The organism is Psychrobium sp. MM17-31, assembly GCF_022347785.1.
Classification (GTDB): domain Bacteria; phylum Pseudomonadota; class Gammaproteobacteria; order Enterobacterales; family Psychrobiaceae; genus Psychrobium.
This window is the reverse complement of sequence record NZ_JAKRGA010000001.1, coordinates 222,151-234,759: the sequence shown is the minus strand read 5'-3', so window position 1 is coordinate 234,759 and position 12,609 is coordinate 222,151. Positions and strand designations below refer to the sequence as shown.

Below are 12,609 nucleotides of genomic sequence, written 5' to 3'. Positions count from 1 at the left end.
AACGCTGTTTCAAAAGAATTTTAAGATTAATTATGTGAGTTGGAGTTTGTAATGGAGATGTTATCCGGCGCCGAAATGGTGATCCGCTCCTTGCAGGATCAAGGGGTTGAGCGGATTTATGGCTATCCTGGTGGTTCTGTTTTAGATATTTATGATGCGTTGTTTCAACAGTCAAGCATCGAACACATTCTGGTGCGCCACGAGCAAGCTGCTGTCCATATGGCAGACGGTTATTCTCGTGCAACCGGTGAAGTCGGAACGGTACTAGTGACCTCAGGTCCTGGTGCGACTAACTGTATCACTGGTATTGCCACCGCTTATATGGACTCCATTCCTATGGTACTGATTTCAGGTCAGGTACCAACGACGATGATTGGTGAAGACGCGTTCCAAGAAACCGACATGATCGGTGTTTCGCGTCCAGTGGTAAAACACAGCTTTTTGGTTAAACGCGCTGAAGATTTAGCGAGTACCATTAAAAAAGCCTATTATATAGCCTCTACTGGTCGTCCTGGTCCGGTAGTTGTTGATATTCCAAAAGATGTAATGAATCCAGCGCTTAAGTTTCCTTACGAGTATCCAACATCGGTGTCGCTGCGTTCATATAATCCAACGCAACAAGGCCATAAGAAACAAATTCGCAAGGCATTAAAGACGCTAATTGAAGCCAAGCGCCCAATTATTTACGCTGGTGGCGGCGCCGTATGGAATGGCACACCTGAGCTTATTAAGCGGCTTGCTGATCACATTGGTTGTCCGGTCACTAATACCTTGATGGGATTAGGCGTTTATCCGGGCACTGACGAGAAATTTGTTGGCATGCTTGGTATGCACGGCACGTTAGAAGCCAATAAATCGATGCACTTTAGTGATGTTATTTTCGCCATTGGTGTGCGTTTTGATGATAGAACCACTAACAATCTGGAAAAGTACTGTCCTAACTCGACCATCATTCACATCGATATTGATCCAACATCAATTTCTAAAACAGTGAACGCTGATGTTCCTATTGTTGGTTATGCACACAATGTATTGACAGCAATGCTTGAGATGATTGATGATGAAAATCTGCAAAACAATAAAGCAGATATGGATGAATGGTGGAAACAAATCAACGAATGGCGCGATAAAAAGTGTCTGGCCTATGAAACGAGCGAAGAGTCACTAAAACCACAGCAAGTTGTTGAGGCCATGTATAAAGCGACGAACGGTGATGCTTATGTGTGTAGTGATGTTGGTCAGCACCAAATGTTTGCCGCATTGTACTATCCATTTAAACGTCCGGGGCAATGGATTAACTCAGGTGGCTTAGGCACTATGGGCTTTGGTTTGCCGGCTGCGATGGGGGTTCAAATGGAGTTCCCTGATGAAACGGTAATCTGTATTTCGGGCGATGGCAGTATTCAAATGAATATTCAAGAGCTATCAACCTGCCTGCAGTATGACTTGCCAATTAAGATCATCATTCTTAATAACCACGCCCTAGGCATGGTGAAGCAGTGGCAAGATATGGTGTATAAAGGTCGCCATTCACATTCTTATTGGGACTCAGTGCCAAACTTTGTCCGCTTAGCTGAAGCTTATGGTCACGTTGGTATTAAAGTTGAAAAACCAAGTGAACTTGAGGGCGCACTAGAGCGTTGTTTCTCGCTAAAAGACAAATTGGTGGTAATGGATATTGCTGTTGATGAGTTAGAGCACGTATACCCAATGTTGGTGAAATATGGCGCGATGAACGAAATGTATTTGAGTAAGACGGAGCGCACCTAATGTCTAAAACTGTAATTTCTCTATTATTAGAAAATGAATCAGGCGCGACATCTCGTATTGTTGGCCTGTTCTCGCAACGCGGTTATAACATCGAATCACTAACAGTATCGGCGACACAAGATCCGTCTTTGTCACGTATGACACTGGTTACTCGCGGTGAACCACGCGTGATTGAGCAAATCATGAAACAGCTTAACAAGTTGATTAATGTGCTGCGTGTTTCTGAACTAACTGCCAGTGAACATATTGAGCAGGAATTATCACTGGTTAAAGTTGCTTGTATCGGATCTAAGCGTGATGAAGTATGCCGTTTAGTTGATATTTTCAATGGTAAAATTATCGACGCGACACCCAAAATTTATACGGTTCGCCTGTTTGGTGATGGCGATAAGCTTGATGCCTTTGTTAAACAAATAGAGCAGACTTGTGAGATCTTAGAAGTCGTTCGCTCTGGGGTAATTGGTATTTCTCGTGGCGAGAAGTCACTAAAAGCTTAAAACGTTAATTATAAATGATGAAAACCGCGGTATAGTTACCGCGGTTTTTTTATGTCTGCTAATTCATAAAAGCGCCGGACATAAAAAAGCCCGACTGAAAAAACAGTCGGGCTGTTTAGGATCTTTAGCAAGCTTAGGCTGCGAAGATACCTTTTAACATGTAGAAGATACAGATAGATAGTGCTGCACCCGCTGGTAGTGTTACTACCCAAGACACTACGATGTTACGGATAACACCCATGTTTAGCGCAGCGATACCACGTGCCATACCTACACCTAATACCGCACCAACTAATGTTTGTGTCGTTGAGATAGGTAAACCTGTTGAAGAGGCTAGTACAACAGTTGTTGCAGCAGCAAGTTCAGCAGCGAAACCACGGCTTGGTGTTAAGTGGGTGATGCCTTGACCGATAGTTGCCATAACGCGGCTACCGAAAATAGCAAGACCAGATACGATACCGATACCACCTAGTGGTAAAATCCACCACACTAACTCGGCTTTCTTAGCAATTTCACCACCGCTTTCAACGATAGATACTACAGCAGCTAATGGACCAATTGCGTTAGCAACGTCGTTTGAACCGTGTGCGAATGCCATACAACAAGCCGTTACAACCATTAAGATAGCAAATACTTTCTCAACGCTTGCATAGTGCATTTTCTTATCGGCAGCAGGGTCAACTTTTAGACGTTTAATTGCAATAACACCTAGGAAACCAACAACTACTGCAATACCAATTGATAGCATCATTGCTTCATTCGTAGAGAAGTGAAGACCGATGTGCTTTAAGCCTTTCTTGATTGTTACTAATGACAAGATAAAGCCAGCAAGTGCCATGTAAACTGGTACGTAGCGTTTTGCATTTGCTAGTGGGTCGTTAGTGTTAAAGATGAACTTCTGTGCACTCATGAAGATGATGTACGCGAAGATACCTGAGATAAGTGGAGTAATTACCCAGCTACCTACGATACCGCCAACTTTAGACCAAGTAACAGCGTCTGCACTCACACCAACAGCGGCGAAACCTACGATAGCACCAATGATTGAGTGTGTTGTAGATACAGGCCAACCTAAGTAAGAAGCTACAAGTAGCCATGTACCAGCAGCGAGTAGCGATGCAATCATACCGTAGACCAGCAATTCTGGCGCGTCTACGAAGTAAGAAGCGTCGATAATGCCTTTGCGGATAGTTGAAGTTACTTCACCACCAGCTAAATATGCACCAGCGAATTCGAAGACCATCGCGATTAAAATCGCTTGTTTGATAGTAAGTGCTTTAGAACCTACCGAAGTACCCATAGCGTTTGCTACGTCGTTGGCACCAATACCCCATGCCATGAAGAAGCCGAAAATACCGGCCATTAATACGAGTTCAAAGCCGTAATTTGCAATGATATCCATTGAGATAAACCTTAATTATTATTACGAACGAGCTAGCATTAGCTCTAAACGGTCGCCAACGCGCTCTGCTAGGTCTGCTAAATCGCCAACCCAATCGATCACGTTGTATAAAATAACCACATCCACTGGGTTTAATTCTTGCTCAATTCCGTGCAATGAATGACGTAGTTTAATCTGCATACTGTCAGTATCATCTTCTACTGCGTCGAGTTCGTTTAGTAGGTTTTCAATAATTTGTAGCTCTTTACCTTGGAAACCTGTTTCAACCAACTCATCTAATTCGTCAATTGCTTTTACTGCGAATTTTGATGTCTCAATACAACGCGCTAGGTAAACCATGAATTCTTCTTCAATTTGGGTTGGGATAGCGAGTTTACGACCAAGGATACGGCCTGAGATATCTTTTGCAGTGTTGGCAATTTTATCTTGTTGAGTGATTAGCTCTAACATATCAGTACGATCAACTGGCATAAACAAACCCTTAGGTAGGTTAATGCGCACTTCACGTTTGAGTTTGTCAGCGGCTTTTTCTAATTGTGAAAGTTCTTTGCGTACAACGGCAGCTTTTTCCCAATCTTGCTTGGCGCAAGCTTCGAAAAATGGGATTAAGTGCTCAGCACAATCGTGAACTTTACGGATGTGTTCTTGTAGAGGTTTGATTGGTGATTTCGCGAAAACACCTAGTATCGAATTCATCGACATACTTTAGACCTTTTTGTGATTATGTTAGCTAAAAGTAACAATTGAAAATCGAGCGCATCTTATCCTAACTCGTTTCGATTTGAAACTATGTACATCATTATAATGTCTTATATTTTCCCGCTAATCGATATAAACTGTGACAAAGTTAACGAGTTATCTACGCCCCATTTAGGAACGGCGAAAGTATATGACTCTTTTGTGACGGTTTTATTACAACAACTAATTACTGGAAAAAAAATGCAACACGAAATAGAGATCAAGCTCATAGTTTCGAACAATATTGAAGAAACTTTAAAAGATCTCTCAGAAAAACAGGATGTTAAACTCATAGAACAGCAGTTTGCTCTTGAGAATATTTATTTCGATACCCCGGATAAAAAACTTAGACAATGGGATATGGGGATGAGAATTCGCGTTAATGGCGATCATATTGAGCAGACCATTAAAACAGCGGGTGAAGTCATTGGCGGGTTACATCAGCGACCTGAATACAATATTGATATTTCCTCGCGTGAGCCGCAACTTGACTTATTTCCGCAACAAATTTGGCCGAAAGATACTAATCTCGAACAATTAAGTAGTGAAATAACCCCTTTATTTGCCACTAACTTTACTCGTCGTGGTTATATGATGGTATATCCAGACGGCGCTGTAGTTGAGATGGTGCTTGATCAAGGAAAGATTATTAGCGGTGAACGTGACATCGATGTATGTGAAGTAGAATTAGAATTGGTTAAAGGTAAGCCTGAACTAATTTTTGAGCTGGCGGAAGCTCTTGCTCAAGGCTCGCCGTTACGCTTTGGTGTTGACAGTAAGGCTGCGCGGGGTTATATGTTAGCTAAAGGTGTTTCGCATCAGGTGTCAGAGCTAACGGCTGTTAATCTTGGACGAGACGATACTCTTGAGCAAGCCTATATTAAAGCCATCAATCATGGTCTTGCGCATTGGCAGCGTCATATTGAAGTCTTTATCGAACAGGGTACTTACCAAGCCATTGTCGAAATTCGTAAAGCATTATCGCTAATCATTAAAGCCAATGATATTTACAGCGACTATTTTCAAGACGATCAGTTAAAGCAATTGACCAAAGCCTTGTTCTGGTTGGTGGAAGAGTTAGCATTTATCGATAGTTATCAGCGTATTGAATCCTTGCTCGACAATAATGGTCACAAAATTAAAAAGCTCAGTACGCAAGAGCAAGTTGTCGAGTTACTGGCAACTGAGCAAGCGACAATGCCGAGCGTGGCTAATTTAATCGATTTATTTAATAGTTCACAACACACAGCACTAGTGAGTCGTTTAATGCAGTGGTTATTCTTTAAACCATGGCAACAGCAGCCGCTACCGAGTTTAGAGAAGTTTCAAACGAAATTGCTACGTAAAAAGGCTGCATCGTTATTAGATAATGATTGGACGCTTATCCAACAGTCATTGCCGATTGATAGCGATATGACTTACCAAGATTATTTGTCGCAACGATTTAACCTGCAACACAATCTACAAGTGGGTTTATGTGTTGGCGAGATGTTCGAAGAGAGTGAACGCCTTAAATTCAGGGCGCCGTGGTTAGACATTATCTATGGTATTGATCAGCTACTGCAATTTGATCCTATCAAACAGCTATTGCGCGGTGAGAAACTAGTGGATGACGAAGGTGCTACTAAAAAGTGGTTAGCGCGTAAGGAAGAGTCTTTGTTACATGCGATGGAGCAATCGCGAAAGCAGGCGTTAAAATTGACCCCTTACTGGCAAGAGTAAGGACAGTAAATTGTCCAGCTAAAATAAGGTATTAGCTGGACAATCAGGTTATTTGTTTTCGATATCTTTACGCAGCGCGCGTAACTCTTCGATAATTTCAGCGTTTTGACGTCGTAATTCACGGTTCTTCACGTTGGTGTCGGAAAAACCCATAATTTTAGTCGCTATCAACGCACCGATATAACCCATCATACCCACACCAATATAAAACATGATAGTTACTATGACATAACCACCTGGCGTTGTTGGGTAAAAATCACCAAATCCGATGGTAGAACTAGCCATAATCAAGACCCAGAAGGCTTGACCGTAAGAAGTGATATTGGCGTCGGCGTTTTGCCCTTCAAAATAATGCAGCAAGTAAGCACCGATACCGATGATTAAATAAATAACCGCCACGCCCATGAGGGCTAAATAACGTGTTTTGTAATTTTTGACGCCATATTCGTCTGTGTGATGTAACTCAACCATACAACTTCCTTATTTCTTTGGTTTTGCAAATTGGGTTAACTCTTCAACCACAATTTTTTTAATCTCTAGCTGCTGCTCTGGTGACAAATCGTATTTATCAGCGAGTAATTGATAATCATCAGGACTTAACGAAACCGTCAGGCGAGGGCGCTTTGGCCTGCGAGAGCATGGCAGGCCTAGAATATGTCTGATTTGATCTGATGGGCTAATACCATCTTCAAGGGCTTGGCGTCTGATTTCATATTGGATAGCTTCATCCATATCAAAAGCGACCTGAGTCGCTTTGATTGCTTTTGTTGCACCACGCCATTTAGGGGGGAGTTTATCGTCGTTTTCGGTCTTTTTATCGCTCATAACAACTCTGTGTACTGCTTACCGGCTCGAAAATCAACTCTTCGGCCAGTATTGCCTAATATCGGTAATTGGACGTTGTACTGTTAGAACAACATCGGTTTCACCACCTTCGTAAACCTCAGCTTCGACGCCGTATTTCTCATCGTCAGACTCAGCGCTATAACGTTCAAAAGAGTCGCCTTGGTCTTCGTTTAGACGCTGCGAGCGGTGATCAACTCTGTCGTGGAAATAGCCAAATTGGGCAAATTCACACTGGCGATACACTTGTCCAGCCCATTGGCTGTACTCTGGCGGAAGTTCTTTTGCGTTAAGGACGGCGCGGCCTGGCTCGTCGAAAAGCTGTGAAAATTCGTCTAAATCAAATATTTGACCGACGATATCGCGGCTTATTTTAAGGGAAAATACTAGGGTTTGTACATCGTCATTTTCGACTGATAAAAATAAAATGTCATCAGTCGAGCCTTGTAATACCCACTCAACGGACTTGCTGAACTCGTATTCGTAGGTATTAATCTGTTTTATTTCTAGGGACTGCCCGCGCAAAAGTGCAGGCAAGGCAAAACTATCATCTAGGGTAATGATGTCACCCACCTGAAGCTGTTCAGGCTTTTCGAGGGTGCGTTTTGGTTTGTCGTCGTTCGATGAACCAAAGAGTTTGCCAAAAAATCCCATAGTATTACCCCTGTTTTGCTTTAATGCGATCTAACACACTGTTGGCGCTAGTTTGTTGCTCGCCGATGCCAGCGGCACTTAGCTTGTCTTTTAGTGACTGGTCACTGCCTTCTGCTGCTAAGTCGTCAGCTGCTTGCATGCGATCGTCAAAGTCTTGTTGCTTAGCTTTAATACGCTCTAATGATTGCTTAGCATTTAATAACTTAGAGTTGCTGTTGCTGAAATTATCAGTAATGGCAGCAGTCGCTTTTTGTACGCTTTCAGTCGTCTTTACCATGCTTAGTTGACGTTGGTAATCGGCTAATTGACGCTCAGTGCCTTTAACAAGCTCTTTAAGGCGTTGTGCGCCTTTTTCGTAGCTGTCAAATGACGCTTGTTGCTCGCCAAGCTCAACTTCTAGTGCGGCGATTTTTTCTGCCACTTCAAGCGCTAGGGCTTCGTTGCCTTGGCCTAGTGCTTGCGTCGCGTAACCTTCGTGCTCTGTGATAGAGCGGTTGATGCGATCTAATTCACGTTGCGCTTGCATTTGCTTAGCAAGAATACCTGTTAGGTCGCGCTTAGCTTTAGTTAGGTGATTTTCTGCATCTCTGATTTCTTGAGCAAAGATTCGAGTTGCGTTTGCATCAACAATCGCTTCACCTGCTTCACTAGCACCGCCGCGGATGGCAGTAATAATTTTACTAAAAATACTCATAATGATTCTCCGTGGGATTGTTAATTAGTTAGACTAAGTAGTCGGCCATTTCGTTAATGACTTCAAGTGAGTTATCACTTAACACACTGAGCTCATGCTCAACATCGTGTAGCGATGAATTTACCGAAAGGGCACCAAAAATGACGTATTTGTCGTCGATTTTTGAGAATGAAGACAGTGGCATTGGAATGTTCATTTCCACCATGGCTTCAAGCATTTCTCCGCGAGTGTCTTGCTTAACTTCTTCTTCACCCCAAAGATAAGCAATACAAAGAATTTGATCGTCTGTGACAGAAACAAAGATTGGAATTTCTTCACGTCCCTTGATAGTTACTTGTAGTACATCAACTTCACCAGCAATTGGTAGGCTGTCGAATGTAAAACCAGTATCGCTGTTATCAGCGAGTTCGTTTAAGTGATTAGCAATTAGATGTATATTCATAACCTTTCCTTTTGCGACATATTATGTCTTGAGTGTGTAATTTAGTTTGTTAGACATAATATGTCAAACAATTATTTCAATCTTTTTTCAACGATGATCAAAAGCTGCAGATGTTACTCATTCTGATACCAACTATTGTTGTTTCCTTGCTGCGATTCCCACGCCTGTTGATGGTAGCGATAAAGTATAAAACTGCCAAGTTCATTGACCTTTATTTCATCCATTTGTTGATAAAAACCTTGCGAAAACTCAAAGCTCGCTTGAATCAGCTGCGGTGTTAACCAAGTTTCAAACGGTTGCAGCGTTTTCTGCTGTGCTAGTCGCGCGCGCGGTGACAAGCCGCTTTGCGTGGCAATCGTCCAGCCCCATTGGCCAAAACTCGGCACGTTAAAATGATATTGCTCAACGTCTTTAAATTGTGCAGACTTCACCGTTTTAGCAATACTCATAAAGGCTTTTTTGGCGTGAAATGGCGATGTTGATTGCACGACCATCACGCCATCATTTGATAGTAGCTGTTTTAATTTTAAATAAAACGTGCGGCTATAAAGCTTGTTGAGATCTGGATGCGATGGATCTGGTAGGTCGACAATGATAGTGTCAAAACGTTCCATATCGGTAATAAGCTGATCAGTTCCGTTATAGGCATCAGCGTGAATAAGTCGCACGCGCTCATCGTTAAGGGCATTATTATTTAAGCGCGTAATATTGTCGGCTAGTCCGTCGTCAAGATAATTGTGAGGGTTTTTAAACAAATCCACTACTTCACTATCGAGATCCATCAAGGTGACTTTCTTTGGTGACCAAGCTAAAACATCGCGTAATCCAAGTCCGTCACCGCCGCCAATAATTAAAATATTGTCATGGCGTGCTGATGCGGCCATCGCAGGGTAGACTAAGAATTTGTGATAAATGTGCTCATCGTCTTGGGCAAATTGAAGTCGGCCATTAAGGTATAAACTGACCATTGGGTAGTTGTGGTTTGGTAACTGACGCTCGGTGAGTACTACTTGGGCATAACGGGTTTGTTGGTGATAGGCCACCTTATCGAGGTATAACAGGTTATTAAATGACTTTGCCCATTGACCGCCGTAACTAAAGATTGCCGCAACGAGCACCGCACATAGCACGTGACCAACCAACAATAAGTATTTAAAGCGAATGTGCTCTTTATAACGCAGCCAAAATACCACGCCAGCAATCAGGTTCGCACTAGCGGTAATGCTGGCACTTAGATTGATTTCTAGTGATAACATAATAGTTATCCAAATGGCCGCGCCAATGCCTGCGCCAATATAATCCGCGCCGTAAATCGTACCTGCGTTATGCACTAGATGTTGTTTATGAACAAATTCGCGGATCCGGGCAATCAGCGGAATTTCCATGCCAATAAATAAGCCCAACACAGCACCAAAAAAATAAGGACTGTAGTGAGTAATATCGTGCAGCACGCCGAATAAACCGCCGCGAATTTCCGCATCAGGCGGTAAATTAAAGGTTTCGCTAATAATTTGCGGCAGTAGTTGTACCGCCGCAATGGCGCTAGAAATGACTAGAATCGCACTACAACCAAGCAAGGCAATGGTAAGTTCAAGCCATGCAAAGCCACTAAAGGCACATTTGACCTTTCGCGCGGCAAACGCGCCTAAGCCCATCGACACAATCATAATGCCGATCATGGTGTAAATTGCAGATTCAACGGCGCCAATCACGCGGCCTGCATAATGAGAGAGTAAATATTCGTAAATTAAGCCACAGCCGGCGAGTACTGCCATGATAGTGATGAGTAAAACGTCATCAAAGAGTCTGGCTGAAGGTTTTGGAGTAACCGAAGAGTTCAATGGAAAGCCTGTAAACAATAAACGGCTAGGTGAGGGCTCACCTAGCCGAGAAGATAATTATGACATTAACGCCATTAGGATTAGGGCAACAGCAATGCTGATTACAAATTCTAGTGATGCAACACCAATGTTGTGTTGATGATCGACTTCTTCCGTAAGGTTAATACGCGAGAGTACTAATTTTTTTACAAGTGGCACTAACACATACAGTAAAGCGACCATGACCACGCCAAACAATAACCAACCTAGCGCATTTTCCACATAAGCTTGTGGTACATAAACAAGGAAGTTTGACGCCGCAGTTAGGGTAAAGCCTGTTGCAATTAAGAAACCTGAGTGGCGAATCGATAGGGCAATTTGGCCACCGGCAATTGCATCTTGGAACTGGCTACCTTGATTGTTTTTACGATATGCAGACTCACGCAGGCGCGTTACGGCAATCAATAATGCTTGAGCGATAACAAAACCGCTGAAAATAGCGATAAATGTATCGACGGTTAAATCATGTGCCCATAGTAAGGTTGCACGGATAATTAATGCCGTTGCTACTAACGCGGCAGCGTCAATTATAGCTACGCTAACATTACCTTCTTTAATGTGAGCAACTTTATCTAATCCAGATAGTGCAAATTTATCGTGGGCGATGCGGCCAAGTTTAATTAAGATCAACCCAAACACACCGTAGATCGTCATGCCAATGGCTTCTTGTGCGAATGAAGTTCCAGCTTCACCAGTAATAGCACCTGTTAACACGATGGCTAAGGCTAATAAACTACCCGCTAGTGAAATACCAAAAGCGAAGTTGTCTTTGCTTGCTAATTCGTCGGTTGTATCAACACCCGCCCAAAGCCCTGAAATAAATCGCATTGCGTAAAGCAAAACAATCGCAATGGTTAAATCGATGGCCAAAATAACCAGCAGGTTAGGTTCGTGATTTATTAATAGTTGTAATTGTTCCATGGTTATCAATCCTATTATTTGCCGCGGCGTGAGCCACGAGAAGTTGTGCTGCGGCTATTTCTAAAACTTGAATTATTTGCATAGCTAGAGCGCGAACGCGTCTGCTTAAAGCGATTGTTGCTGCTAAAGCCTTTACCTGCAGCAGTTTTAGCTTGGGTACTTTGACGTGATAATCTGCTGCTACCCACGCGTGATTTCGAGTAAGGGGTAGAGTAGTGCGAGCCAGTACTAAATTTCTTCGAGGTTTTATTCCAAACATCGCGGTGCTTTTTACGCTGCTTTGGTGAGCTGTAGCGGTATCGCCCGTAATCGTTGTAATAGCTGTAGCCGCGGTAACGACCCCAGCGATCATAAGAAATAGGACTGGTGATATTAGAAATTAGCGCATACATGCCATACCATTCCCAGAATGACATGCCATTGCTATTGGTGTTCCAAGTGCCGTAATTAGGATTGCCTACTAGCTGAGAACCTACACCGAAGTCTTCACTGCCATTGGCTTGCTGGCTTTGGGCTTGACTAAGTGCATTAACGCGAGCCAATGCACCATTAGACATATCGGCGAGCACGTTCACTACATCACTTAACGCGTCATTAAATAACACGGGGTTAAGTGCTTCACCGAGATTAGTCATCTCTTGCGCTTGCTCGTCTTTGGTAACAAAGTTACTAGCAACCTGCGAATCTTTAACTCGGTTGGCCAAGCCTTGATACATTGCGCCTTGAGTCGTGGCATCTCGCACCAGGTTTTTTATCAATGGCGCTAGCTCTGGACGAGATTGCTCCAGGAGCTTGCCATATTCACTAATTAAGACGGCATTGCGTACTTGCTTATCATCAAGCTGTCGTTCTAACGTCTTAAGTTTATTATTATTGGTTTGTGTTAAATTGGCGATGGCATCATCGAGGGGATCTGAACACCCACCGAGCAATGCGAAAAACACCAGCATTAACATTATTTTTAAAGGCTTACCTGCCATATGAACCTCTTCAATGATATGGTAACGATTCATTCAGTTTCACACTGCATTTAACTGAAATAGGTG

The 12,609-nt window shown here is 42.9% G+C and carries 13 protein-coding genes; 3 read left to right on the top strand and 10 right to left on the bottom strand.

Annotated elements, in window-relative coordinates; genetic code table 11:
* The first annotated feature begins 51 nt into the window (after window positions 1–51).
* Both MHM98_RS00940 and ilvN read left to right on the top strand, forming a co-directional pair.
* Window positions 52–1,770 (top strand): acetolactate synthase 3 large subunit, encoded by a 1,719-nt coding sequence (locus tag MHM98_RS00940; RefSeq protein ID WP_239437175.1) that lies wholly within the window; start codon window positions 52–54, stop codon window positions 1,768–1,770.
* Window positions 1,770–2,267 carry an acetolactate synthase small subunit gene (ilvN, locus tag MHM98_RS00935; protein WP_239437173.1) on the top strand — a complete coding sequence of 166 codons (498 nt, stop codon included), beginning with the start codon at window positions 1,770–1,772 and terminating at the stop codon, window positions 2,265–2,267. The genes MHM98_RS00940 and ilvN overlap by 1 nt, the downstream gene beginning before the upstream one ends.
* A 133-nt stretch (window positions 2,268–2,400) precedes the next feature.
* On the opposite strand, the gene MHM98_RS00930 is transcribed toward ilvN, so the two are convergent.
* Both MHM98_RS00930 and MHM98_RS00925 read right to left on the bottom strand, forming a co-directional pair.
* Window positions 2,401–3,669: an inorganic phosphate transporter gene (locus MHM98_RS00930; RefSeq protein ID WP_239437171.1), complete on the bottom strand. Its 1,269-nt coding sequence runs from the start codon at window positions 3,667–3,669 to the stop codon at window positions 2,401–2,403.
* A gap of 21 nt (window positions 3,670–3,690) precedes the next feature.
* Window positions 3,691–4,371 carry a TIGR00153 family protein gene (locus tag MHM98_RS00925; protein WP_239437170.1) on the bottom strand — a complete coding sequence of 227 codons (681 nt, stop codon included), beginning with the start codon at window positions 4,369–4,371 and terminating at the stop codon, window positions 3,691–3,693.
* A gap of 87 nt (window positions 4,372–4,458) precedes the next feature.
* Here MHM98_RS00925 and MHM98_RS00920 point away from each other — a divergent pair, with 87 nt between their 5' ends.
* A complete protein-coding gene (locus tag MHM98_RS00920; protein ID WP_239437169.1) occupies window positions 4,459–6,129 on the top strand; it encodes a CYTH and CHAD domain-containing protein in 1,671 nt (556 codons plus the stop codon).
* A gap of 48 nt (window positions 6,130–6,177) precedes the next feature.
* On the opposite strand, the gene MHM98_RS00915 is transcribed toward MHM98_RS00920, so the two are convergent.
* The 8 genes from MHM98_RS00915 to MHM98_RS00880 all read right to left on the bottom strand — a co-directional run bounded on the left by MHM98_RS00915 (window position 6,178) and on the right by MHM98_RS00880 (window position 12,576).
* Window positions 6,178–6,600, bottom strand: a complete 423-nt coding sequence (locus MHM98_RS00915) for an ion channel (RefSeq protein ID WP_239437165.1) — start codon at window positions 6,598–6,600, stop codon at window positions 6,178–6,180.
* Window positions 6,601–6,609: 9 nt separating this feature from the next.
* Entirely contained in the window at window positions 6,610–6,954 is a 345-nt protein-coding gene (locus MHM98_RS00910; protein ID WP_239437163.1) for a hypothetical protein, read from the bottom strand.
* 33 nt (window positions 6,955–6,987) lie between these two features.
* Window positions 6,988–7,626 carry a DUF4178 domain-containing protein gene (locus tag MHM98_RS00905; protein ID WP_239437161.1) on the bottom strand — a complete coding sequence of 213 codons (639 nt, stop codon included), beginning with the start codon at window positions 7,624–7,626 and terminating at the stop codon, window positions 6,988–6,990.
* 4 nt (window positions 7,627–7,630) lie between these two features.
* Complete coding sequence (locus tag MHM98_RS00900) at window positions 7,631–8,320, bottom strand: PspA/IM30 family protein (protein WP_239437160.1); 690 nt, start codon at window positions 8,318–8,320, stop codon at window positions 7,631–7,633.
* 28 nt (window positions 8,321–8,348) lie between these two features.
* Window positions 8,349–8,762, bottom strand: a complete 414-nt coding sequence (locus MHM98_RS00895) for a DUF2170 family protein (protein WP_239437155.1) — start codon at window positions 8,760–8,762, stop codon at window positions 8,349–8,351.
* 113 nt (window positions 8,763–8,875) lie between these two features.
* Entirely contained in the window at window positions 8,876–10,603 is a 1,728-nt protein-coding gene (locus tag MHM98_RS00890) for a polyamine aminopropyltransferase (protein WP_275441355.1), read from the bottom strand.
* Window positions 10,604–10,660: 57 nt separating this feature from the next.
* A complete protein-coding gene (locus MHM98_RS00885; RefSeq protein ID WP_239437153.1) occupies window positions 10,661–11,563 on the bottom strand; it encodes a DUF350 domain-containing protein in 903 nt (300 codons plus the stop codon).
* Window positions 11,564–11,577: 14 nt separating this feature from the next.
* The gene (locus MHM98_RS00880; protein WP_239437151.1) at window positions 11,578–12,576 is read right to left on the bottom strand and encodes a hypothetical protein; all 999 of its coding nucleotides are present in this window, start codon (window positions 12,574–12,576) and stop codon (window positions 11,578–11,580) included.
* Window positions 12,577–12,609: the final 33 nt, after the last annotated feature.